This window comes from Streptomyces sp. NPDC024017 (genome assembly GCF_040638895.1).
In the GTDB taxonomy this organism is placed as follows: Bacteria; Actinomycetota; Actinomycetes; order Streptomycetales; family Streptomycetaceae; genus Streptomyces.
The window spans coordinates 67903-91050 of the sequence record NZ_JBEZYZ010000006.1; the positions used below are offsets into that span (position 1 = coordinate 67903).

Consider the following 23148-nt stretch of genomic DNA (forward strand, 5'->3'; position numbering starts at 1 on the left):
CCACCGGGCCAGCGATTTCCTCAGCCCAACTTCCGGTACCTGCCCCGGAAGTACGTCAGGGGGCCGCCGTCCGCGCTCGGGACGTGGGCGGTCAGGACGCGGCCGATGACCAGGGTGTGGTCGCCCGCCCGGACGCGCTGCTCGGTGCGGCACTCCAGGACGGCCAGGGCGCCGCCGACCAGCGGGGCGTCGGTGTACTCGCCGCGCGTGTACGGGAGGTCGGCGAACAGCAGCCGGTCACTGAGGCGGCCCTTCATCGCGAAACGGCCCGCGATGTGCCGCTGGCTCTCGGAGAGGACCGAGACCGCCCACAGGTCCTGCTCCTCCAGCAGCTCGTCCATGCGGGAGCCCTCGCGCAGGCTCACCAGCACCAGGGGCGGGTCCAGCGACACCGACATGAAGGCCGTGGCCGTCATGCCCACGTCCTCGACGTCCGGCGCCGCGGGGTCGTCCGGGTCGAGCGAGGGCTCCTGCGCGGTCACCAGGACCACACCCGAGGCCAGCCGGGACATGGCGGCGCGGAACTCGTCGTTGCTCACCCCCTCAGCATGCCCGGAGGCGGGCGACGGAATGATCGGGGACGTGGCAGCGGGAGTGTTCGGCACACGGGAGACGCTAATCTCCGTCCCGCGCGCCGCGCATCGGGCTCCCGCCCGATCACGGTCTTAGGACTCCCGACCGATCCCGGCCTCCCGGCGGGCATCCGCGGTCTCCCGACGGGCACCGGGGAAATACATGCGCGCAACCTGACAAAGTTTGCGTTCGGTGGACGCTCGTGAAGAACGCAGAAACTCCACTCAATTGTTCAGGTTTGCCTGTGACTTGAGTCACAAGGGGCAGGAATTGTTGACCCTGTGTACCGAGTGAGCAGCGCGCTGTGATTCAGTGGCGGGGAAGCTGCCAGGACGATACGCCGACGACAACCCTTGAATCGCTGCGAGTACTCGGGGGGAGGGCGAGCATGGAGACCGAGTCGGAGCCCTACGTCCGTCTTGCGTCCCTGCGACAACTGCACCAGGTCATGGCCGACATGAACACGGCCCGCAGCCTGGCGGACACACTGCAGACCGTCGCGGAGGGCGTCGTGGCGGCCCTCGGGTACGAGCTGGCGTGCGTGAACCTCGTACGGCCGGACGGCGACCTCGTCGTCGCCGCTTTCGCCGGGAACCCCGCCGCCGAGGCCCTCATCACCGGCCGCGTCGGCTCGCGCGAGTCCTGGGAACGCCGCCTCGGCATGGGCGAGCACTGGGGCGACCTGGTGTTCATACCGCACACCGAGGGCTGGGTCCTCGACGACGACGACGTCCCGCAGTGGTACACCGACGGCCCCGCCCCCCGCTTCGAGGACGAGTGGCACCCGGCCGACCGGCTCTTCGCGCCCATGTACGCGCCCGGCCCGCAGGGCAGCGCGGCGTGCGGCGAGCTGATCGGCGTGCTGTCCGTGGACCGGCCGCGCAACGGCCGCCGGCCCGGAGCGTGGGGCCGCGAGGCGCTCCAGATGTACGCCTTCCAGGCCGCCATCGCCATCAGCAACGCCCGGCTGCGCGCCAACATGCAGCGCGCGCTGGTCCGCCTGGAGCGCGAGCAGCAGGCGCTGCGGGCGAGCGAGGAAAGCTTCAGGCAGGCCTTCGAGTACGCGCCGTCCGGCATGGCCATCGCCGAGATGGGCGGCGACCAGCACGGCCGCATCCTGCGCACGAACGACGCGCTGTGCCGGCTGCTGGGCCGCCCCGCCTCCGCGATGCGCCGCTACTCGTTCTCCGACCTGGTCCACCCCGAGGACATAGGCACCCTGCTGCGCACCTCGGCGGAGGGCGGCCGCGCGGAGCTCCGTCTCGGCCGCCGCGACGGCACGTACGTGTGGGTCAGCCTGCGCAACAGCGTCGTCGCGGACGCCGCCGACGGGCCGCGCTTCCTGCTCACCCACGTCGAGGACATCGAGGAGCGCAAGCGCCGCGAGCTCCAGCTCGCCCACCGCGCCTCGCACGACTCGCTCACCGGCCTGCCGAACTCCGCGGAACTGCGCTCGCGCCTGTCCGCCCGGCTCTGTCAACGCGCGTCGTCCCCGCACACCGCCGTCGAGTCCGTCGACGCGGCCTACGGCCATCCCGCCTTCGACGTGGTCGGGCCCGGCTTCGACTTCCGGCAGAGCGCCGAGCCGTACGACGCCTACGACCACCATGTGCACACCGTCGCCCCGGACGGGGACCACGACGACGGCACCAAGGGCCTCGCCGTGCTCTTCTGCGACCTCGACGGCTTCAAGTCGATCAACGACCGGTTCGGGCACAACGCGGGTGACGCGGTTCTCATCGAGGTCGCCCGGCGGCTGGGCAACGGCGTCCGCGACGGGGACACGGTCGCGCGGCTCGGGGGTGACGAATTCGTCATCCTGGCCGACGGGCTCGGCCGCGCCGACGCCCAGGACCTCGCGGTCCGGCTGCGGAACGAGATCATCCAGCCCATCCGTGCCGAGGGGCGGGCCGTCCGGGTGGGGGCCAGCTTCGGCATCGGATGGGCACACTGTGGAATGACGGCGGACGAAGTGTTGAAATCCGCTGACGAGCGGATGTACGTCGAGAAACGATCTCGTCCCAAACAACACAGACGCGCCGGGTGAAGCCCTGGTCAGCGAGTTGATGCGGTCTGAGTCACCCGTTTGGGTCTCTGGGAGCGGGTAGGCTCGCTTACTCACCCGTGTACCGCATGCACCGCACCTGACTGAGGAGACCAAGGGATGACGCCCGGCAACAACGGCGCGAGCACGCCCGAGGACGACGACCCGTTCGGCTATCTCTACGCCGACGGGCAGGCCAACGGAGCCCAGCCGCCGTCCGGGGGCTACGGCTACCCGAACTCGGTCAACCGGGTGCGGGCGGTCGGCACGCGTCCGTACGGCCAGCAGTCGCAGGCCGGTCAGACCGCTCCCTACGGCCAGGTCCCGCAGCAGCAGGGTGGTTACAACCGGCCGAACGCGCACTACGCGGCGCCGGAGACGCTGCCGGGCGGTGCGCAGACCGCGCAGCACCAGACACCGGCCGGCGGCGGTGGCGGCCGGGGTGGCCGCGGCCCGAACACCAAGGGCCTCCTGATCGGCGCGATCGCGGTGGTCGCCGCGGTCGTCATCGGCATCGGCGTGGCCATGCTGGGCGGCGACAAGGACAAGGACGACACGGGCGACGAGGCGGGCCCGGCCCCGACCCAGTCCCAGGAGTCGAAGCCGAGCCCGTCGGCCAGCAAGGCCGGAGCGGCCAAGCAGGATCTCCCGGAGACCGACGCGAAGGCCCTGCGGCTCAGCCCCGGCATGACGACGGCGTCCGACATCAAGGGCGCGAAGGCCGACGGCGGGGTCTATGTGACGGGCTTCAACCAGGTCGGTGCCAAGGTGACCTGGACGGTGAATGGCATCAAGAAGGCCGGCAGCTACCGGCTCAACGTGCACTACGGTGTCCCCGGCACCGACGCCGACGCGACTGTGGTGGTCAACGGCAAGGCCAACACCCAGCCCCTGGACATGCGCAACTTCGGGAACACCCCCAAGGGCGACTGGGAGCAGGGCTGGAAGAGCACCTGGGCCATCGTGAACCTGACCAAGGGCACCAACACCATCGAGCTCGCCTGCAACGAGGGCAACAAGTGCGATGCGGTGCTCGACCAGTTCTCCCTGGCCCCGCCCAAGGGCTGACAAGACTGGCGCTTCACTACGGCGGCCGTCCTCCCGCACCGCGCGGGTGGACGGCCGCCGTCGTACGTACAGGCCCGACGGGCTCAGGTCACTCGACCCGGCCCCACTCCAGGCAACGGCTCGCGGCCCACGCCTTCTTGCCGTTCCACTGGACCTCGTGCCAGTCCTTCTCGGTCGGCGAGCTGCTCGTGCACTTGTAGGAGCCGCCGTTGTGCGTGCCGCTGCACCCGGCGACCCAGCACTTCACGATCTTCCCCTTCTTGAGGGTGCCGACCTTCCGTGCGGTGGTGCTGGGCTTCTCACGGATGCTGACGTCCCGGACGTCGCTCCAGCCGCCGCCCCAGTCCTGCACGGCCGCCGGACCGGCCTTGATCTCCGGGGCCGCCGACGCCCCGGAGTTCATGGTGGCCATGAGGCCCACTGAGGCGACGCCGACCATGGCGAGCCTAGTGATCTTGTTCAATTGTTCCCCCAGCAAAATGGTCGATCTTTGGTCATCCGCGATCTTAGGTGAGGCGGAGACGGATCGCCCACGCATTTCGATCAGGTGTGCCCTACGCCGCCGAGGCCTCGCTCGTCACCCTGATCCGCTCGAGGAGTCCCTCGTACACCCCCCGGTCGAACTCCCCGGCAACCGGTGCCGTCACCGTCGCCGCCGCGAGGGCCGTCGCCCGGGTGAGGCAGGTCGGCCAGGGGAGGTGTTCGACCAGGCCGGACAGCAGGCCGGCTACCGTCGAGTCGCCGGCGCCCGTCGGGTTGCCGCGCACCGAGGTGGGCGGGGTGGCTCGCCAGCGGCCCTCGGGGGTGACTGCGAGGAGGCCCTCCGGGCCGAGGGAGGCCACCACCGCACGGGCACCCCGGCGGCGGGCGTCCTGGGTGGCGCGCAGGGGGTCGTGGGAGCCGGTCAGTTCCGCCAGTTCGTCGGTGTTCGGCTTGATGATGTCGGGGCGGGCCGCGACGCCCCGGCGCAAGGCTTCGCCGCTCGTGTCCAGGAGGACCGGGACCCCGGCCGCCCTGGCCGTGCGGACCAGACCCGCGTACGCGCCCACCGGGACGCCCGGCGGCAGGCTGCCGCACAGGGCCACCGCCGACGCCGCGGGGAGCAGGTCCTCGTAGGCCTCCTGGAAGGCCGACCACTCGGCGGGCAGGACCGTCGGACCCGGTTCGTTCAGCTGGGTGGTGTCGCCGGTGCGCTGGTCGACCACGGCTATCGTGCGGCGGGTCGCGCCCGAGACCGGGAGCAGCGCGTCCACCACCCCCGGTACCGCCGCGAGCTTCTCCTGCACGACCCGGCCCGTCGCCCCGCCCGTGAACCCCGTCACCGTCACCTCGTGCCCGAGCGCCGCGAGGACCCGGGCCACGTTGACGCCCTTGCCGCCGGGGCGTTCCGTCACCTCGGAGACGCGGTGCGAGGCGTGCGGCCTGAGGGACCGTACGCGGTAGGTGATGTCGAGAGCGGTGTTCAGCGTGACCGTGAGGATCACCTGGGCCGACCTCCCCCCGGACGCGCTTGTTGCCGTGAACGTTCCCTGATCATGCCAAAGAGACGGCGGTCGGCCCAGTCCTGGAGTCGGCCACCGTCTCTCGACTGAGGGATGGATCAGCCCAGTTGGGGACCGACCACCCATTCACCCCGGCGCATGACGCCCTTCAGGTCGTACGCGGAGTCCAGCAGCAGCAGGTCGGCGTTTTTCCCGGCCTCCAGTGAGCCGATCGTGTCGTCCATGCCGAGCAGCCGGGCCGGGGTGGCGGAGAGTGCCGTCACCGCGTCCTCGACGGACAGGCCGTCGACCGTGACCGCCCGCTTGAACGCCCGGTCCAGGGTGAGGGTCGAGCCGGCGATCGTGCCGTCCTCCACCAGACGGGCCACGCCGTCCGCGACCTCCACCTCCAGCGGGCCGAGCCAGTAGCGTCCGTCGCCGAAACCGGCCGCGTCCATCGCGTCGGTGATGAACGCGACCCGGCGGGCGCCCGCGTGGTGGAACGCCAGTTGCAGCGCGGCGGGGTGGAGGTGCGTGCCGTCGTTGATCAGCTCGACCGTGATCCGGTCGTCCTCCAGGAGCGCGGTGATCGGGCCGGGGGAGCGGTGGCCGAGCGGGGGCATCGCGTTGAAGAGGTGCGTGGCGACCGTGGCGCCCGCGTCGATGGCCTCCACCGTCTGCTCGTACGTGGCGTCCGTGTGGCCGATCGCCGCGATCACGCCGTGGTCGGCGAGGAGGCGTACGGAGTCGAGGCCGCCGGGCAGTTCGGTGGCCAGCGTGACCATCTTCGCCCGGCCCCGGGCCGCGTCGATCAGCTTGCGGACGTCGGCGGGGTGCGGATCGCGCAGGAGAGCTTCGGAGTGGGCGCCCTTGCGGCAGGGGGAGATGAACGGGCCCTCGAAGTGGATGCCGGCGATCTCGCCCTGCTCGGCCAGTTCGCTCAGCAGTCCGGCGCGCCGGGTGAGGAAGTCCATGTCGCCGGTGACGGTGGAGGCGACCAGGGTGGTCGTGCCGTGCAGGCGGTGGGTGTGGATGCCCTTGAGGATGTCGTCGGCCGAGCCGGAGGTGAAGGAGGCTCCGCCGCCGCCGTGGTTGTGGAGGTCGACGAAGCCGGGGATCACATAGTGGCCGGTTACGTCGATGACGTGGGCGTTTTCCGGGGCTGTGGTGGTGACGCGGGTGCCGTCGATGATCAACCGGCCGTTGTGGACGGTTTCGGTCGGGAGGACGACGGTTGCGCCGGTGAGGACCGTGGGGTGTCCGGTCGTTGCGGGGTGCGGGTGCGTGGTGGCTGGTCGCGCAGTTCCCCGCGCCCCTGGGGGCGTTGCCATCAGGTGGATACCTCCGAACGGTCGGTCGATGTCAGAAGATCCCAGGCCAGCAGGCCCGCGCCCAGGCATCCGGCGGAATCCCCCAGCGCCGCGGGGACGATCGTCGGCTGTTTCTGGAAGGTGATGCGGCGGCGGATGGCCTCCCGCAGAGGTGCGAACAACGTCTCTCCCGCCTCCGCGAGCCCGCCGCCGACGATCAGGGTGCGGGGGTCCAGGAGGGTCAGGGCGGTGACCAGGCCGTCGGCCAGGGCGTCCACGGCCTGCTGCCAGACCGCCCGGGCCATCGGGTCGCCGGAGTCCACCGCCTTCGCGCAGTCCGCCGCGTCCGCGCCCGGGTCGCCCGAGGCCGCGGCCCAGGCCTCGCTCACGGCCGCCGCCGAGGCGAAGCGCTCCAGGCAGCCGTGCTGCCCGCACGGGCAGGGGGCCCCGCCGGGGCGTACGACGATGTGGCCGATCTCGCCCGCGAAGCCGTGCGCGCCCGCCTCGACCCGGCCGTCGACGCCGATGGCGCCCGCGATGCCGGTGCCCAGGGCCACGAACAGGAACCGGTCCGCGCCGCGGCCCGCCCCGACCCGGCCCTCGGCGAGGCCGCCGGTGCGCACGTCGTGGCCGAGGGCGACCGGGACGCCCAGGCGTTGCGCCAGCAGGTCGCGCAGGGGGACGTCGCGCCAGCCGAGGTTGGCCGCGTAGACGGCGACGCCGTGCGCCTCGTCGACGATGCCGGGGACGGCCACGCCGGCGGCGGACGCGGGCGTGCCGAAGTGCTCGGTGCCGTACGCGCTCAGCTCGGCGGCGAAGTCGAGGATGCCCGTGACGACGGCGTCCGGTCCCAGGGCCCGCTCGGTGGGCCGGCGGGCCCGGTGCAGTACCTCGCCCTCCGGGCCGGCCAGGGCGGCCTTCATTCCGGTGCCGCCCACGTCGAGGGCGATGACATGTCTCACGGAAACAGTGTGACCCGGGGACCCGCAAGAGGTCTAGTCCACTCACGTGGTGTAGACCTTATTCCGAATATCGAAAAGTTTCGGTGGCGGACCACGCCAGAGTTTGGCGAGCGACGCCAGGGTTGGGGAAGAGCAGCGGTGCAGCGGCGACGGATGGCAGGAACGATCGCGGCGGCGTCCGCACTGGGCATGACGGCGGTCCTCGCCGGCTGCGGCGTCACGGGCGGCTCGGGCGACGTGACGCTGAAGCTGGTCGCCGCCGACTACGGCGACAGCACGGCCAACAGCTCGAAGAAGTACTGGGACAAGCTCGTCGAGGAGTACGAGGCCGACCACCCCGGCGTCGAGATCGACGTCAGCGTCTACTCCTGGAACGACGTCGACCGCAAGGTCAGGGAGATGGTCGCCGCCGGGGACCCGCCGGACATGGCGCAGATCGGCGCGTACGCCGACTACGCGGCCCGCAACCAGCTCTACAAGGCCGACGACCTGCTCTCCATACCCGTGCAGGCCGACTTCGTCGGGCAGCTGGCCTCCGCGGGCCAGGTCAAGGGCGTGCAGTACGGGATGCCGTTCGCCGCCTCCACGCGGGTGCTCTTCTACAACAAGACCCTCTTCGCCAAGGCCGGCATCACCCCGCCCGAGTCCTGGGACGACCTGGCCGAGGACGCCGAGGCGCTCAAGGCGGAAGGCGTGAAGGTCCCGTACGCGCTGCCCCTCGGCCCGGAGGAGGCGCAGGCCGAGACCATGCAGTGGATGCTGAGCGGCGGGGGCGGCTACACCGACAGCGTCGACGGCTACAGCTTCGACTCCCCGGAGAACATCGACACCTTCTCCTGGCTGAAGGAGGACCTGGTCGGCAAGGACCTGACCGGGCCGGTCGCGCCGGGCAACCTGAACCGGGCCGCGGCGTTCGCCGGCTTCGCGAAGGGCGAGGTCGGCATGCTCAACGGCCACCCCTCGCTGATGAAGATCGCCGCCAAGAACGGCATCAAGTACGGCATGGTGCCCACGCCGGGCCACGAGGGCCCGAGCAGGTCCACGCTCGGCGTCGCCGACTGGATGACGGCGTTCCGCAAGAACGGCAACCGCGACCAGGTGGGCGACTTCCTCGACTTCGTCTACAGCGAGAAGAACGTGCTGGCCTTCTCCCGCGAGTACGACCTGCTGCCGGTCACCTCCTCCGCGTCCGCCACCATGGCCGCCTCCGACGAGGACCGGCACCTCAGGCCGTTCCTGGAGGAGCTGCTGGCCTCCGAGCTCTACCCGGTCGGCAAGACCTCCTGGGCCGAGGTCAGTTCCCAGGTCAAGCAGCAGATCGGCAAGGCCGTCGCGCCCGGCGGCAGCCCCTCGGGCGTCCTGGGCCACCTCCAGGCGGCGGCGAGCCGGGCGGAAAGCGCGGAGTAGCTCCGCTGTCGGTGGCAGGCGTTACGGTGCCGGGCATGGACGAGGACACGGGTGAGCGGGGGCTCGGGCGCAGGGAACGGGACATCCTCGCGCTCGAACGCCGGGGTTTCCCCGGGCCCGGCGCGAAGGAACGCGCCGTACGTGAGGAGCTGGGGCTCGCCCCTGTGCGCTACTACCAGCTTCTCAACGCCCTGCTGGACGATCCACGGGCCCTGGCCCACGACCCGGTGACGGTCAATCGGCTGCGGCGTGTCCGGGAGCGGCGTCGGTCTGATCGTTGAGGGCCGTGGGGCTTCTGCCCGTCGCGGGGTGCGGGTGCGTCGTGGTTGTTCGCGCCCCGCGGCGGAGCCGCATGCCGACGCTGCCCCGCGCCCCTTCGGTGCGCGACCTCAGCCGATCCGATTCGCCAGCGCGGCCAGTAGCTCCACGACCCCCTCCGGGCCGTCCACCACCAAGTCCGCCCGCTCCCTGAGCTCCGTCACCTCGTCGCTGCCGCTGCACACCAGCAGGCCCGGGGTGCCGGCCGCGCGGAGGGTGTCGACGGCGGAGTAGGCGGGCAGGTCGCCCAGGTCGTCACCGCCGTAGAGGACGGACTCGGCGCCGATCTCCCGGGCGAATTCGCTCAGGGCGACGCCCTTGTCCATGCCGGGCGGGCGCAGTTCGAGGACCATGCGGCCGGGCTCGACGATCAGGCCGTGCCGGGTCGCCAGGTCGGTGAGCGGCTCGCGCAGGGCCTCGAAGGCGGCCTGAGGGTCGGCGGCCCGGCGGGTGTGCACGGCCACCGCCCGGCCCTTCTCCTCGACCCAGGTCCCGCTTCCGTCGAGGAGCCCGGGCAGCTCGGCGCGCACGGCCGCGACGCCGGGGTGCGGCTCCGGGGCGGTGAGTTCACCGCTGCGGGCGTCCCATCGCTCGGCGCCGTAGTGCCCGAGGACGACGAGGTGCTCCAGTCCTGGCACGTCCGCGAAGCCCCCGTTGCGCACCGCGACCTCGGCGGGCCGGCCGGTGATGACCGCCACGGCGGCCACCTTCGGCGCGAGCGCGGCCAGCGCGGGCAGGGCCCGGGGATGGGCCCGGGCCCGCTCCGGATCGGCCACGATCGGCGCGAGCGTCCCGTCGAAGTCGAGCCCGATCAGGGCCTTGCCGGGGCGGGCGAGGAGGGCGTCCAGGCCCTCCCGGCCCGCCTTGGTGGTCGGCGTGGGCAGCATCGAGCCGCTCATCCCCGCAACGCCTGGAGCTGGTCCAGGAACCACTGCGCCGGCGGCAGGGCCGTCGCCGCCGCTGCCAGGCGCTTGCCGCGCTCGGCGCGTTCCTCCGGGCGCATCGACAGCGCCTCGTGCAGGGCCGCCGCCGTGCCCGTCACGTCGTAGGGGTTCACCGTGATCGCGTCCTCGCCCAGCTCCTCGTGGGCCCCGGCCTCCCGGGACAGCACCAGCGCGCAGCCCGCGTCGGAGACGACCGGGACCTCCTTGGCGACGAGGTTCATGCCGTCGCGGATGGGGTTGACGAGTGCCACGTCGGCCAGCCGGTACGCGGCCAGGGAGCGGGCGAAGTCGTCCTTCAGATTGAGTACGACCGGGGTCCACCCCGGCGTCCCGAACTCGGCGTTGATCTCGTCCGAGACCCGCTGCACCTCGGCCGTGTAGTCCCGGTACACCGCTAGGTCCTGACGCGACGGGTAGGCGAAGGCGACGTGCACCACCCGCTCGCGCCACTCGGCGTGGGTCTCCAGGAGCCGGCGGTAGGCCAGCAGGCCGCGCACGATGTTCTTGGACAGCTCGGTGCGGTCGACCCGGACGATGGTGCGGCGGCCCTCGCCGATCTCCTCCCGCAGCGCGGCCATCCGCTCCTCGACGTCCGGCTCGTGCGCCCGCTTGCGCAGGAAGTCCGCGTCGGCCCCCAGCCCGTGCACCCCGACCCGCGTGCCGCCGAGCCCGCCGGCGAACTGCTCGGCGCACGCGGTGAACGCCTCCGCCCAGCGCTCGGTGAGGAAACCCAGCCGGTCCGCGCCGAGCATGCCGCGCAGCACCTGCCCGGCCACGTCGTCCGGCAGCATCCGGAAGTACTCGGGCGGCGCCCACGGCGTGTGCGAGAAGTGGCCGATCCGCAGGTCGGGCCGCAGCTCGCGGAGCATGCCCGGGACCAGCGTCAGGTGGTAGTCCTGCACCACGACCGCAGCGCCCTGCGCCGCCTCCTCGGCCAGCGCTTCGGCGAACGCCCGGTTGTACGTCTCGTAGGACGCCCACTGCCGCCGGAACCCCGCGTCGAAGACCGGCTCCAGAGGCGTCTGGTAGAGCATGTGGTGCACGAACCACAGGACCGAGTTGGCGATGCCGTTGTACGCGTCGGCGTGCACGTCGGCCGGGATGTCCAGCATCCGCACGCCGTCCTCGCCGACCCCGCGCCCGACCGCCTCGCGGTCGCCGTCGGACAGCGCCGAGCACACCCACAGCGAATCCGCGTCCGAGCCGATCGCGGAGAGCCCGGAGACCAGCCCGCCGCCGCCCCGCTTGGCGTCCAGCGAACCGTCCTCGCCCACCGTGTACGAGATCGGCCCGCGGTTGGAGGCCACCAGCACCTGTGCAGCACCGTACGTAGAAGCCATAAGCCTCAACCTAGCCCGGCCCGGAAACGCTCAAACGTACGGATCTTCCGTACCCGGCCGAAAACGGCCCCGGTCAGGCCGCTCTCCGCGCCTGGTACTCGGCGATGTCCACCATCGGCGGACGCTCCTCGGTGTCCACGGAGTACGTCCGCGGCTCGAAGCCGTCCTCGGCCCGCTCGAACTGCGTCAGGGACGGCCGGATCAGATGCCCGCGGGCCAGCCGCAGCTGGGCCGTGCGGTAGATCGCGGCGGCCATCCGGCCCAGCGCCTGACCGTCCTGGTGCCGGTGCTTGCGCACCCCGACGTCCACCTGGGCGAGGGCGTCCAGCCCCACCAGGTGCAGGGCGTCGACCAGCATGCCCAGCTCCACGCCGTACCCGACGGGGAACGGCAGCTGCTCCAGCAGCGAGCGGCGGGCCGCGTACTCGCCGCCGAGCGGCTGCACGAAGCCGGCCAGCTGCGGCCAGTGCATGTTGAGCAGCGGCCTGGCCATCAGCTCGGTGACCCGGCCGCCCTGCCCGGCGGCACCGGAGAGCGGCCGGTCGTACATGGCCTTCACCAGGTCCACGTCCGGATCCGTGAGCAGCGGGCCCACGATCCCCGAGACGAAGTCGGAGGAGAAGTCCCTGAGGTCCGCGTCGACGAAGCAGACGACGTCCCCGCGGGTGACGAGCAGCGAGCGCCACAGCACCTCGCCCTTGCCGGGCACGGCGGGCAGGCGCGGGAGTATCTCGTCCCGGTGCACCACCCGCGCGCCCGCGGCGGCGGCCACCTCGGACGTACGGTCGGTCGAGCCGGAGTCGACGACGACCAGCTCGTCGACGAGCGGGACCTGCCGCATCAGGTCGTGGCGGATCACGGCGACGATGTCGCCGACCGTCGCCTCCTCGTTGAGGGCGGGCAGCACGACGCTGACCGTCTGGCCCGTGCGCTGTTTGGCGGCCAGGATCTTATGGAGCGGGCGTTCGTTCGCGGACCAGGAACGGGTGCTCAGCCAGCGCTCGACTTCTTCCAGCACCGTGGCGGCTCCTCTGCGTTCTCCAGGCGGGACGGACTGCCCGCCGCGGTAGCGGCTGACGGGTACAGTCATCTCGCGGTTCGGACGACTATCTCAACTGTCCTGGTCGTCGGTTACAGTCTTGAACAAGGCGGATGACCATCGCATGTCCGGGGTCGCCCGCCGCCTACAACCACATACAGCTCATCCAGAGGGGCAGAGGGAAACGGCCCGTTGAAGCCCCGGCAACCCTCCAGTCGGTACTCGTAGGTCACTGTCGACCACCTGCGCGAGGCTCCCGGCTAGGGAAGGTGCCAAATCCGTCTCACGGCGAGATGCGTCGTGAGGAAGATGAGGAGAAAGGGCCTCGCCTCACATGGCTGTGCAGACTGTTGCAAGCACCACTGACTCCACCGTAGACCTGGGTCCCGCGGCTGCCCTGAGCTGCCGCGAGTGCGGTCACCGCGTACCCCTCGGCCCGGTCTTCGCCTGCGAGGAGTGTTTCGGCCCGCTGGAGATCGCCTACGACTTCTCGGCGTACGACACCGAGGAGCTCCGCAAGCAGATCGAAGCGGGTCCCGCGAACATCTGGCGTTACGCCCCGCTGCTGCCCGTCCCGGCCGACGTGGCGGACAAGCCGAACATCAACCCCGGCTGGACCAAGCTCGTCAAGGCCGACAACCTGGCGCGCGAGCTCGGTGTCGAGGCCGGCAAGCTCTTCGTCAAGGACGACTCCGGCAACCCGACGCACTCCTTCAAGGACCGCGTCGTCGCCCAGGCCCTGGAGGCCGCCCGCGCCTTCGGCTTCACCACCCTCTCCTGCTCCTCCACCGGCAACCTCGCCGGTGCGGTGGGTGCCGCCGCGGCCCGCGCCGGCTTCCGCTCCTGCGTGTTCATCCCGCACGACCTGGAGCAGGGCAAGGTCGTCATGGCCGCGGTCTACGGCGGTGAGCTCGTCGGCATCCAGGGCAACTACGACGACGTGAACCGCTTCTGCTCCGAGCTGATCGGCGACCCCGCCGGCGAGGGCTGGGGCTTCGTCAACGTCAACCTCCGGCCGTACTACGCGGAGGGCTCCAAGACCCTCGCGTACGAGATCTGCGAGCAGCTCGGCTGGCGGCTGCCGGACCAGATCGTGGTGCCGATCGCCTCCGGCTCGCAGCTCACGAAGATCGACAAGGGTCTGCAGGAGCTGATCAAGCTCGGTCTGGTCGAGGACAAGCCGTACAAGATCTTCGGTGCGCAGGCCGAAGGCTGCTCGCCGGTGTCGACGGCCTTCAAGGCCGGCCACGACGTCGTGCGCCCCCAGAAGCCGGACACCATCGCCAAGTCCCTCGCCATCGGCAACCCGGCGGACGGGCCCTACGTCCTCGACATCGCGCGCCGCACGGGCGGTGTCGTGGAGGACGTGACCGACGAGCAGGTCGTCGAGGCGATCAAGCTGCTCGCGAGGACCGAGGGCGTCTTCGCGGAGACCGCCGGTGGTGTGACGGTGGGCGTGACGAAGAAGCTGATCGAGAGCGGCGCGCTGGACCCGTCGTTGACGACCGTGGTGCTGAACACGGGCGATGGTCTCAAGACACTGGACGCGGTCGCGGGTACCGGACTGACCGCGACCATTCGTCCCAGCCTGGAGTCGTTCCGGGAAGCCGGTCTCGTCTGACCGTCGTTCGCTGCGGGCCGGTGGGGGCTGGTCGCGCAGTTCCCCGCGCCCCTAGGTGCGATACCCAACCGGAGGTTTTGAAGTCATGAGCGTGACCGTTCGCATCCCCACCATCCTGCGCACCTACACCGGCGGGCAGGCCGAGGTCGCCGCCGACGGGGCGACTCTCGGCGAGGTGATCGCCGATCTGGAGAAGAACCACACGGGGATCGCCGCCCGGGTGCTGGACGACCAGGGCAAGCTGCGTCGCTTCGTCAACGTGTACGTCAACGACGACGACGTGCGGTTCGAACAGGGTCTGGAGACGGCCACGCCGGACGGTGCCGGCGTGTCGATCATTCCCGCCGTCGCCGGTGGCTGAACCGGTCGACCGGCCCGTTTGTTACCTTCGGTAACGACGATTACCGAGAGTTCATCGAATTGCCCCCTCCGTGAGAGAAGCGGAGGGGGCAATTCTGTGTGATTGAGCGCGGTACAGTTGGGGAACGCGATCCCGATCCCTTGATCGGAACCCTGAATTCCTGCCGCGAGCCCGACAAGATGTAGCCAAAGTGTGCGCATCTTTTGCGGCTTTTGCTCCCTTTGTGTAGCCCGACTTGCCCTGAATTCGGGCGAATTCTCCCCACATTCCGGACCCGTTGCGTCCAGAATTCTCGTCCGATTGACCTGTTGCAGACGGCAGTTGGACAGATACATTCAGCCGCGGTCGACGCGTTCCGGCGCACGCCCCCAACCGTGGGGGGTGAGGTCTGACCCGGATCCGCGAAGTGTGGATCTGTGCAAGGGCCAGTAATAGGGGAGTTAGGCATGGCTCAGGGCACCGTCAAGTGGTTCAACGCGGAGAAGGGGTACGGCTTCATCGCGGTCGACGGTGGTGCGGATGTTTTCGTCCACTACAGCGCGATTCAGATGGACGGCTACCGCACCCTTGAAGAGGGCCAGCGGGTCGAGTTCGAGATCTCGCAGGGTCAGAAGGGGCCGCAGGCCGACATGGTTCGCGTCGCTGCCTGAACGCGCACCACGACCAACGCTCAAGCGACCGGTCTTCTCAGAAGGGCCCGTACCCCCCGGGGTGCGGGCCCTTCGGCCTGTTCGAAAGGGCTGCCGGACGGTGTTCGCGGGCGGCTGACGCCCCCGCCCGATCCCGGGGAGGCGCTTGCACTCGCAGGGGTCGAGTGCTAATCATTGCGTTAGCACTCTGAAGGTGAGAGTGACAACGTAAGGACCGGGTCGGTGAGGCCCGCAGGCCAGGTGGGGAAGGAACCACGAGGCAAGCGAGCCGTCCGTCGCGGGCGCGGGCGCGGTCCGAAGTAATCACCCCCAGTCCTGGAGGGACCACTTCACATGGCCAAGATCATCGCGTTCGACGAGGAGGCGCGGCGCGGCCTCGAGCGCGGCATGAACCAGCTCGCGGACGCCGTCAAGGTGACGCTCGGCCCCAAGGGCCGCAACGTCGTCCTCGAGAAGAAGTGGGGCGCGCCCACGATCACCAACGATGGTGTCTCCATCGCCAAGGAGATCGAGCTCGAGGACCCGTACGAGAAGATCGGCGCCGAGCTGGTCAAGGAAGTCGCCAAGAAGACGGACGACGTCGCCGGTGACGGTACGACCACCGCGACCGTTCTCGCCCAGGCCCTGGTGCGCGAGGGTCTGCGCAACGTAGCCGCCGGCGCCAACCCGATGGCCCTCAAGCGCGGTATCGAGAAGGCCGTCGAGGCCGTCTCCGCCGCCCTGCTGGAGCAGGCGAAGGACGTCGAGACCAAGGAGCAGATCGCCTCCACGGCCTCCATCTCCGCCGCCGACACCCAGATCGGCGAGCTCATCGCCGAGGCCATGGACAAGGTCGGCAAGGAAGGCGTCATCACCGTCGAGGAGTCCCAGACCTTCGGTCTGGAGCTGGAGCTCACCGAGGGTATGCGCTTCGACAAGGGCTACATCTCGGCGTACTTCGCCACCGACATGGAGCGTATGGAGGCCGTCCTCGACGACCCGTACATCCTGATCGCGAACTCCAAGATCTCCAACGTCAAGGACCTGCTCCCGCTCCTGGAGAAGGTCATGCAGTCGGGCAAGCCGCTGCTGATCATCGCCGAGGACGTCGAGGGCGAGGCCCTGTCGACCCTGGTCGTCAACAAGATCCGCGGCACCTTCAAGTCCGTCGCCGTCAAGGCCCCGGGCTTCGGCGACCGCCGCAAGGCGATGCTGCAGGACATCGGCATCCTCACCGGCGGCGAGGTGATCTCCGAGGAGGTCGGCCTCAAGCTGGAGAACGCCACGGTCGACCTGCTGGGCAAGGCCCGCAAGGTCGTCATCACCAAGGACGAGACCACCATCGTCGACGGTGCCGGCTCGGCCGACCAGGTCCAGGGCCGCGTCAACCAGATCCGCGCCGAGATCGAGAACAGCGACTCGGACTACGACCGCGAGAAGCTGCAGGAGCGCCTGGCGAAGCTCGCCGGCGGTGTCGCGGTCATCAAGGCCGGTGCCGCCACCGAGGTGGAGCTCAAGGAGCGCAAGCACCGCATCGAGGACGCCGTGCGCAACGCCAAGGCGGCCGTCGAGGAGGGCATCGTCGCCGGTGGTGGCGTGGCCCTGCTGCAGGCCTCCCAGGTCTTCGAGAAGCTGGAGCTCGAAGGTGACGAGGCGACCGGCGCCAACGCCGTGAAGCTCGCGCTGGAGGCCCCGCTGAAGCAGATCGCCGTCAACGGTGGTCTCGAGGGCGGCGTCGTCGTGGAGAAGGTCCGCAACCTCACCGTCGGCCACGGCCTGAACGCCGCGACCGGTGAGTACGTCGACATGATCGCCGAGGGCATCATCGACCCGGCGAAGGTGACCCGTTCCGCGCTGCAGAACGCCGCCTCCATCGCCGCGCTGTTCCTCACCACCGAGGCCGTCATCGCCGACAAGCCGGAGAAGGCGGGCGCTGCCCCGGCCGGCGGCGGCATGCCGGGCGGTGACATGGACTTCTGATCGACCTGAGGGTTGATCAACGGTCTTACCGAGGGCGGTACTTCCTGTTCCGGCAGGGGGTGCCGCCCTCGGGCGTGTCCGGGGGCGCGCCCTGTCGCATGTTCGGGGGTGCGCCCTCTCGCGTGTCCGGGATCACAGCGCGGACGGGATGCCGCGGCCGGGCCGGGTGGTTGAACCATGCGTCCTATGCGTATGCACATACCATCCGGTACCCCCGAGGGAGCCCCCACGTGACTGTCGCCGCCTCCGCTTCCCGCGCCGCCGAAATCCTGTCCCGGCCCGTATCGCTGGGCGGCCTGACCGTTCCGAACCGGATCGCGATGGCGCCGATGACCCGCATGTTCTCCCCGGGCGGTGTGCCCGGCGAGGACGTCGTGTCGTACTACGCGCGCCGCGCCGCCGCCGGAGTCGGCCTGATCGTCACCGAGGGCACCTACGTCGGCCACGACTCGGCCGGGCAGAGCGACCGCGTGCCGCGGTTCCACGGCGACGAGCAGCTCGCGGGCTGGGCCAAGGTCGCCGAAGCGGTGCACGCCGCGGGCGGCACGATCGTGCCGCAGCTGTGGCACATCGGCATGGTCCGCAACCAGGGCGAGCCGCCCGTCGCCGACGCGCCGGCCGTCGGCCCCTCCGGCCTGCGCATCGGCGCGACGGAGCCCACCGGCAAGGCCATGACGCAGGCCGACATCGACGCCGTCATCGGCGCGTTCGCCGAGGCCGCGGCCGCCGCCGAGCGGGTCGGCTTCGACGGCGTGGAGCTCCACGGCGCCCACGGCTACCTGCTGGACCAGTTCCTGTGGGAGGGCACGAACCGCCGCACCGACGCCTACGGCGGCGACCGCGTCGCCCGCGCCAAGCTCTCGGAGGAGATCGTCGCGGCCGTCCGCGAGACCGTCTCCGCCGACTTCCCCATCATCTTCCGCTACTCCCAGTGGAAGCAGGAGGCCTACGACGCCCGCCTCGCCGAGACCCCGGAGGAGCTGGAGGCCATCCTGACGCCGCTGGCCGCCGCCGGTGTCGACGCCTTCCACGCCTCCACCCGCCGCTACTGGGTCCCCGAGTTCGACGACTCGGATCTCAACCTGGCCGGCTGGACCAAGAAGCTCACCGGCAAGCCCTCCATCACCGTCGGCTCGGTCGGCCTGAACGGCGACTTCATCAAGGCCTTCCAGGGCCAGGGCGCCGAACTGGGCGACCTCGACAACCTCCTCGACCGCTTCGAGCGCGACGAGTTCGACCTGGTCGCCGTCGGCCGCGCCCTGCTCCAGGACCCCGAGTGGGCCCGCAAGGTGCTCGACGGCCGCTTCGAGGACCTGGCGCCGTACAACCCGGCGTCGCTGAAGACCCTCAGCTGAGTCCGCCTCCCGGGGGCCTCTGGATCTGTTTGCGTCAGTCAAGGACACTGACCGAGCGCCTGTTCACCGGCCTTTCGTGAGGAGATCCAGATGACGACGACCGAGCCCCGCCCGCCGCACGACGGCTCTGCCGGTGAGCCCGGACCGGTGGTCCGCACCACCGCCGGTGCGGTCCGGGGCCGCAGGGAGGCGGGGCTCGCGGTCTTCCGCGGCATCCCGTTCGCCGCACCCCCGGTGGGCGAGGCCCGCTTCATGGCCCCGCGCCCCGCCCACCCCTGGGACGGCATACGCGACGCGTACGCCTTCGGCCCGCCGCCCCCGCAGGACCTCGGCAACCTGGGCGGCCCGGGCCTGCTCGACGTGCCCGAGGGCGACGAATGGCTCACGGTCAACGTCTGGACGCCCGAACCCGACCCGGCCGCCCGCCGGCCGGTCATGGTGTGGATCTACGGCGGCGCCTACAAGCTCGGCCACTCCGGCAGCCCCGGCTACGACGCCCGGCACATCGCGGCCGACGGCGACGTGGTGGTCGTGTCCCTCAACTACCGCGTGGGCATGGAGGGTTTCGCCTTCATCGAGGGAGCGCCCGCCAACCGCGGACTGCTCGACCAGGTGGCCGCGCTGGAGTGGGTGCGGGACAACATCGAGTCCTTCGGCGGCGACCCCGGGCAGGTCACGGTCTTCGGGGAGTCCGCGGGCGCGGGATCGGTCGCCTCGCTGCTCACCATGGAGCGCGCGTCCGGGCTGTTCGGGCGGGCGATCGCGCAGAGCGTGCCGGGGACGTTCTTCTCCGACGCCCTGGCCCGGGACATCGGTACCGCCCTCGCCGCCGAGGTGGGCCTGCGCCCCACGGTCGCCGACCTCGCGACGGTCGATCCGCGTCGGCTGACGTCGGCAGGGGAGACGCTGAGCGCCAAGATGCTCCAGTACATCGACCGCTGGGGGCAGGCCGCGCCCACGGTCACGCCCTTCTCACCGGTGGTCGACGGCGAGGTGCTGCCGACGAGCCCGTGGCAAGCGCTGCGGTCCGGATCGGCGAAGGATGTCGACCTCCTCGTCGGCCACAACCGTGACGAGTACCGCCTGTTCATCGCCATGGCTGGCCAACTCGGCCAGATCAGCGAAGAGCGGGCGGCCTCGGCCCTGAACCTGTTCGCCCCCGACGGCGAGCAGGCCTACCGCACGGCCTTCCCCGACGCCGCCCCGAGCGAGCTCTACGAACGCGTCCAGACGGACTGGCTGTTCAACATGCCCTCGCTGCACCTGGCCGAGGCACAGCGCGCGGGCGGCGGATGCGCCCACGTCTACGAACTGACCTGGCCCGCCCCGGGCAACGGCGGCGCGCTCGGCGCCTGCCACGGCCTGGACATCCCGCTGCTGTTCGGCACGTACGGGGCGGACCTGGGGCTGCTTCTGTTCGCGGGCACGGAGCCGTCGACCGAGGCCCTTGAGCTGTCGTCCCGCTTCCGTTCGTCCTGGACCTCGTTCGCGCGGTCGGGAGACCCGGGCTGGCCGGCGTACGACGACGAGCAGCGGCTGGTGCAGGTGCTGGACGCGGAGCCGGTGGTCGCGGCGTACCCGGAGGAGACCTCGCGGCGCCTGTGGGAGGGCTACGACTTCCCGCCCCTGCCGCTGCTGTGAGCGCGGGCGGTCAGAGGTTGCCCATGGGCTCGATGTCCACCTTCACCGGCGTCCCCCACACCCGCAGCACCTCGTAGTCCGTGAACTCGTGCACCAGCCGGTACGCCATGGCGGCCCGGGGAGCCTTGCGCTGGGCCGCGATGAACAACTCCGCCTCGCGTCGGTCCCGGCGCGGGGTGCCGCACAGCTGCCAGGTCTGGCCGTTCCACAGCTCCGCCAGCCAGCGCTGCTGGGGCTGGGGGCGGTCGGCGCGTGCGCCGTAGCGGGACTGGACGGGTTCGGTCTGCGGCTGCTGGGGCGCGGGACCGTTGAACTCGTTGCGGCGGGCGGCCCTGCGCCGGGTCTCGCACAGCAGGCACAGGTCGGGGGCGGCCTCGTCGACCGGGCCGTTGGGATGTTCGGGGCAGCGCGTACTGGGTGCCGCGGTCGTGACACTGTCCTCCAGCAGGTCCAGGGCGCGCTTCAGGTCGCCCTTGACCTCGTGCAGCTTGGCGTCGGGGGTGTCGGAGGTGAGGGCTTCCCCGTGCTCACCGAGCAGACGGAGAGCACGGCCTAGGGCGGTGAGCTGGGCGTGGTTCATGGGCCCATTGTCCTCAGTCGGCGTAGTCCTTGAGCTTCTCGGTGTCCAGGGTGATGTTCACGGGGGCGGGGAGCTCGACCGTGGCGCCCCAGGGCTGCGGGGAGATCTGCTGGTAGCGGCCGTCTTTTGGCTCGCTGAAGACCGTGAGGGTGTGGTTGTCGCGGTCGATCAGGAGGTAGACGGGGATCTCGGCTTCGGCGTACCCGATGGGCTTGTCGATGCGGTCGCGTTGGTCGGTGTCGCGGTCGTGGGAGGTGATCTCCACGGCCATCAGGGCACCGTCGGGGTCGGACCACTCGCGGTCGCCCTTGAAATGGTCCACTGGCGCGAGGAAGCCGTCCGTGCGGGCCCGGCCCTTGCGGTAAGCCTCTGCCTTGACGCCCCGCTCCGGTGCGAGATCCAGGTCGGGTCGGTGCTGCATGCACTGGCGCAACAGCCACATGAAGATCGATGTGTGGTTGCCGTCCGGCATGGCTTTGACCTCTACCTTTCCATTGACGTACTCCAGCCGCACGGTTTCGGGGGCTACTGCGGCAAGCTCCTCGAACTCGTCCACGTCGAGCGGGCCGTGCCGGATGCACAGCCGCCCGCCCAGGAACTCCAGCCTGTTCCGGATCTCCCTCGGAGCCCTGCGAACGAGTTCGTCGAAGTCCTCGACGTCCATCTGCGGGCGGTCAGCGGTCTCTGGGGTCATGGCGTCGCCTCCTTCCCTCCATCGTGCCCCGGGCTGGTGACGTCGGACCGTAGGTGCCGTCATGTGGGTGCCTTCTCTTGGCGTCGTTGGGACATCGCGGCGCGGATCTCGGCCGCGCGGTCGCGGACCGTGGGGCGGACAGAGGTGCAGGGGGTTGCGCGGGCGCGCGTTCGCCCCGGCAGGCGCTGCAACGACCCCCTGGCAGGGTTTCCGGACGCCCAGGGATGCCGCAGTTCGCACACTCCAGGACCCGCAGGGGTGGGCGTGGAGCGGGTGGGGGCGGGAGTTTGCTGGTCAGGCGCTTGCGGACCAGGGCAGCGGCGTGGTGGACGGGGGTCGGCAAGCCAGCCGTGAGCGCACGCAGTACGTCCTCCTCCGAGGCGCCCCGCTCGAACCACTCCGTCACGAGTGGGGCGAGGGTCGTGCAGTCTGCCTCGGAGAGGGACAGGGCGGTCGCGGTACGGCCGAGGGCGGCGAGGAGGATGTGGGCGCGGGAGCGGGTGGGGCGTGTCGCCTGCGGCTGCGGTGCATCGCCGCGAGTGAAGGCGGCCCACCAGTCGTCATCCCGGGCGGTTCGGGACCACCACGATCGGGTGATCCAGCGGGAGCTGCCGTCGTCGGCCGTGACGCACTCCCGGCCCCGGCGCAGGTGGCCCGCCTGCTGGATGCGGTTGAGGGCGGTGCCGAGGGCGCACTGTCCGTAGGGGAGCTGCTTGGCCAGCGTCTTTACGGAGATGTCCGCGCCGTCGGGGAGCCGGTCGAGGTAGGCGGCGATGGCGGCTTCGCGGGGCGGGAGGTACGCGAAGTCGTGGTTCGTGCCGGGGAGTTGGTCGGCAGCAGTGCGTTTGCCGTAGCCCGGGTTCGCCAGGGGGTGCGCGGACGGGGAGGCAGCACTAAAGTTGGCGTCAGCCATGGGATCGACTGTCTTTCGATCTCGTTGGTTAAGCCCCCGCAGGTGTTGGCGCACCGGGCGGGGGCTGTTGCTTGTCCAGGAACGGTAGAGGTACGTGACTGTCCGTGGCAAGCCGGACGCGTGCCGTCAACTCTCCGGGTGGGAGGGCGGGTTGAGGCCCTCCACCCATTCCTTGAAAAGGGAGCTCGAAGCCCGGGTCCCGAAGCTCAGGCCGTCTCGTCCTTGAGGTTCTCGACGAACGCGGCCCAGGCGGTGGCCCGGAACACGAGCTTCGGGCCGTGGGGGGTCTTGGAGTCGCGGACGGGGATGACATCAGGGAATGCCTGGGTGACTTCCAGGCAGTTGTCGCCGCTCCCGCCGCTGTAGCTGGACTTGTACCACTCAGGCGTGTTCCTCATGGCCGTAATCCTGCGCCATTGCCTGTTCCTCCTGGCTCAGGCCGGCCTTCTCGCGGGCGTGGCGGAGTTCGGCGCCCAGGAGGGCCCGAGGTGAGGAGGACGGGTCGAGGTCCCTGGATCCGGGCATGGGCGACTCCCTGTCGTGCAGATCGGGTTGTGTGGAGGTAGCAGAAGGTGCGCTCGACCGAAGAGATCGTGAAGTCGCTGCGGGACGCACTCGCGGGAGTCGGCGTCGTGCTGCCGTCCCTGCGCGTGGATCCGGTGACGGCCGCGAGCGACGAGCCGTTCGCCTTGGTCGATCTGGGGCGGTGCAACGTACGGACGGCTGAGCAACTCACCGACGTACTGCGGTCGTTGCCCGTGCGGGAGGCCTTGCGGGCTCGCGTTCGGCAAGTCAACCGGGAGCCCAAGTCACGGTGAAGTAATAGCCAACGATGGATGTACAACCATTCGCCCTCCGTCACCGTCGAACAGGCGTATCGCGCATACA

At 70.6% G+C, this 23148-nt stretch carries 23 protein-coding genes, 1 pseudogene and 1 riboswitch; of the genes and pseudogenes, 11 read left to right on the forward strand and 13 right to left on the reverse strand.

The features are described from left to right. Window positions 1–20: 20 nt before the first annotated feature. Entirely contained in the window at window positions 21–605 is a 585-nt protein-coding gene (locus tag AB0G20_RS17370) for a flavin reductase family protein (RefSeq protein WP_361302642.1), read from the reverse strand. A gap of 356 nt (window positions 606–961) precedes the next feature. Here AB0G20_RS17370 and cdgB point away from each other — a divergent pair, with 356 nt between their 5' ends. Both cdgB and AB0G20_RS17380 read left to right on the forward strand, forming a co-directional pair. After that, entirely contained in the window at window positions 962–2620 is a 1659-nt protein-coding gene (gene cdgB, locus AB0G20_RS17375; protein ID WP_361302645.1) for a diguanylate cyclase CdgB, read from the forward strand. 117 nt (window positions 2621–2737) lie between these two features. Continuing rightward, a complete protein-coding gene (locus AB0G20_RS17380; RefSeq protein ID WP_361302648.1) occupies window positions 2738–3685 on the forward strand; it encodes a CBM35 domain-containing protein in 948 nt (315 codons plus the stop codon). A gap of 88 nt (window positions 3686–3773) precedes the next feature. Here AB0G20_RS17380 and AB0G20_RS17385 read toward each other — a convergent pair whose 3' ends face one another. The 4 genes from AB0G20_RS17385 to AB0G20_RS17400 form a co-directional block, all read right to left on the reverse strand. Beyond that, window positions 3774–4148, reverse strand: coding sequence for a hypothetical protein (locus AB0G20_RS17385; protein WP_361302651.1), 375 nt, complete (start codon window positions 4146–4148; stop codon window positions 3774–3776). Between the two features lie 91 nt (window positions 4149–4239). Continuing rightward, window positions 4240–5169 carry a 1-phosphofructokinase family hexose kinase gene (locus AB0G20_RS17390; protein ID WP_361302654.1) on the reverse strand — a complete coding sequence of 310 codons (930 nt, stop codon included), beginning with the start codon at window positions 5167–5169 and terminating at the stop codon, window positions 4240–4242. Between the two features lie 116 nt (window positions 5170–5285). Then, complete coding sequence (gene nagA, locus AB0G20_RS17395) at window positions 5286–6497, reverse strand: N-acetylglucosamine-6-phosphate deacetylase (RefSeq protein ID WP_361302657.1); 1212 nt, start codon at window positions 6495–6497, stop codon at window positions 5286–5288. Continuing rightward, the gene (locus tag AB0G20_RS17400) at window positions 6497–7438 is read right to left on the reverse strand and encodes an ROK family protein (RefSeq protein WP_361302660.1); all 942 of its coding nucleotides are present in this window, start codon (window positions 7436–7438) and stop codon (window positions 6497–6499) included. Before AB0G20_RS17400 ends, nagA begins: the two co-directional genes overlap by 1 nt. Window positions 7439–7591: 153 nt before the next feature. Between AB0G20_RS17400 and AB0G20_RS17405 the strand changes: the two genes are divergently transcribed. Beyond that, on the forward strand, window positions 7592–8845 hold the full coding sequence (locus AB0G20_RS17405; RefSeq protein ID WP_361302663.1) for an extracellular solute-binding protein: 1254 nt from the start codon (window positions 7592–7594) through the stop codon (window positions 8843–8845). A 35-nt stretch (window positions 8846–8880) separates the two neighbouring features. Beyond that, a complete protein-coding gene (locus AB0G20_RS17410) occupies window positions 8881–9126 on the forward strand; it encodes a DUF3263 domain-containing protein (RefSeq protein WP_361302666.1) in 246 nt (81 codons plus the stop codon). A 108-nt stretch (window positions 9127–9234) separates the two neighbouring features. Here AB0G20_RS17410 and otsB read toward each other — a convergent pair whose 3' ends face one another. The 3 genes from otsB to AB0G20_RS17425 all read right to left on the reverse strand — a co-directional run bounded on the left by otsB (window position 9235) and on the right by AB0G20_RS17425 (window position 12465). After that, window positions 9235–10050, reverse strand: coding sequence for a trehalose-phosphatase (gene otsB, locus AB0G20_RS17415; protein WP_361302669.1), 816 nt, complete (start codon window positions 10048–10050; stop codon window positions 9235–9237). Window positions 10051–10058: 8 nt separating this feature from the next. Beyond that, a complete protein-coding gene (locus AB0G20_RS17420; protein ID WP_361302672.1) occupies window positions 10059–11447 on the reverse strand; it encodes a trehalose-6-phosphate synthase in 1389 nt (462 codons plus the stop codon). Between the two features lie 73 nt (window positions 11448–11520). After that, window positions 11521–12465 carry a glucosyl-3-phosphoglycerate synthase gene (locus tag AB0G20_RS17425; protein WP_361302675.1) on the reverse strand — a complete coding sequence of 315 codons (945 nt, stop codon included), beginning with the start codon at window positions 12463–12465 and terminating at the stop codon, window positions 11521–11523. A gap of 180 nt (window positions 12466–12645) precedes the next feature. Next, a riboswitch (SAM riboswitch) is annotated at window positions 12646–12802 on the forward strand. Window positions 12803–12820: 18 nt separating this feature from the next. Between AB0G20_RS17425 and thrC the strand changes: the two genes are divergently transcribed. The 6 genes from thrC to AB0G20_RS17455 all read left to right on the forward strand — a co-directional run bounded on the left by thrC (window position 12821) and on the right by AB0G20_RS17455 (window position 20073). Then, window positions 12821–14107: a threonine synthase gene (gene thrC, locus AB0G20_RS17430; protein WP_248510381.1), complete on the forward strand. Its 1287-nt coding sequence runs from the start codon at window positions 12821–12823 to the stop codon at window positions 14105–14107. An 85-nt stretch (window positions 14108–14192) separates the two neighbouring features. After that, a complete protein-coding gene (locus AB0G20_RS17435) occupies window positions 14193–14468 on the forward strand; it encodes a ubiquitin-like small modifier protein 1 (protein ID WP_037670105.1) in 276 nt (91 codons plus the stop codon). A gap of 446 nt (window positions 14469–14914) precedes the next feature. Next, window positions 14915–15118 carry a cold-shock protein gene (locus AB0G20_RS17440; RefSeq protein ID WP_003949956.1) on the forward strand — a complete coding sequence of 68 codons (204 nt, stop codon included), beginning with the start codon at window positions 14915–14917 and terminating at the stop codon, window positions 15116–15118. A gap of 333 nt (window positions 15119–15451) precedes the next feature. Next, window positions 15452–17077, forward strand: coding sequence for a chaperonin GroEL (groL, locus tag AB0G20_RS17445; RefSeq protein ID WP_361302680.1), 1626 nt, complete (start codon window positions 15452–15454; stop codon window positions 17075–17077). A gap of 230 nt (window positions 17078–17307) precedes the next feature. Beyond that, window positions 17308–18432, forward strand: a complete 1125-nt coding sequence (locus tag AB0G20_RS17450; protein WP_361302683.1) for an NADH:flavin oxidoreductase — start codon at window positions 17308–17310, stop codon at window positions 18430–18432. Window positions 18433–18522: 90 nt separating this feature from the next. Then, entirely contained in the window at window positions 18523–20073 is a 1551-nt protein-coding gene (locus AB0G20_RS17455; protein WP_361302686.1) for a carboxylesterase family protein, read from the forward strand. A gap of 10 nt (window positions 20074–20083) precedes the next feature. On the opposite strand, the gene AB0G20_RS17460 is transcribed toward AB0G20_RS17455, so the two are convergent. The 5 genes and pseudogenes from AB0G20_RS17460 to AB0G20_RS17480 all read right to left on the reverse strand — a co-directional run. Continuing rightward, on the reverse strand, window positions 20084–20653 hold the full coding sequence (locus AB0G20_RS17460) for a hypothetical protein (RefSeq protein WP_361302689.1): 570 nt from the start codon (window positions 20651–20653) through the stop codon (window positions 20084–20086). A 13-nt stretch (window positions 20654–20666) separates the two neighbouring features. Next, window positions 20667–21347, reverse strand: coding sequence for a Uma2 family endonuclease (locus AB0G20_RS17465; protein ID WP_361302692.1), 681 nt, complete (start codon window positions 21345–21347; stop codon window positions 20667–20669). Then, window positions 21328–22260 carry a hypothetical protein gene (locus tag AB0G20_RS17470; protein WP_361302695.1) on the reverse strand — a complete coding sequence of 311 codons (933 nt, stop codon included), beginning with the start codon at window positions 22258–22260 and terminating at the stop codon, window positions 21328–21330. Before AB0G20_RS17470 ends, AB0G20_RS17465 begins: the two co-directional genes overlap by 20 nt. 206 nt (window positions 22261–22466) lie before the next feature. Further along, window positions 22467–22658 carry a DUF397 domain-containing protein gene (locus tag AB0G20_RS17475; protein WP_361302698.1) on the reverse strand — a complete coding sequence of 64 codons (192 nt, stop codon included), beginning with the start codon at window positions 22656–22658 and terminating at the stop codon, window positions 22467–22469. Between the two features lie 25 nt (window positions 22659–22683). Further along, a pseudogene (locus tag AB0G20_RS17480) lies at window positions 22684–22785 on the reverse strand (transcriptional regulator); the annotation flags it as partial. 47 nt (window positions 22786–22832) lie between these two features. On the opposite strand from AB0G20_RS17480, the gene AB0G20_RS17485 reads away from it, so the two are divergent. Continuing rightward, complete coding sequence (locus tag AB0G20_RS17485) at window positions 22833–23078, forward strand: hypothetical protein (protein WP_062927569.1); 246 nt, start codon at window positions 22833–22835, stop codon at window positions 23076–23078. Window positions 23079–23148: the final 70 nt, after the last annotated feature.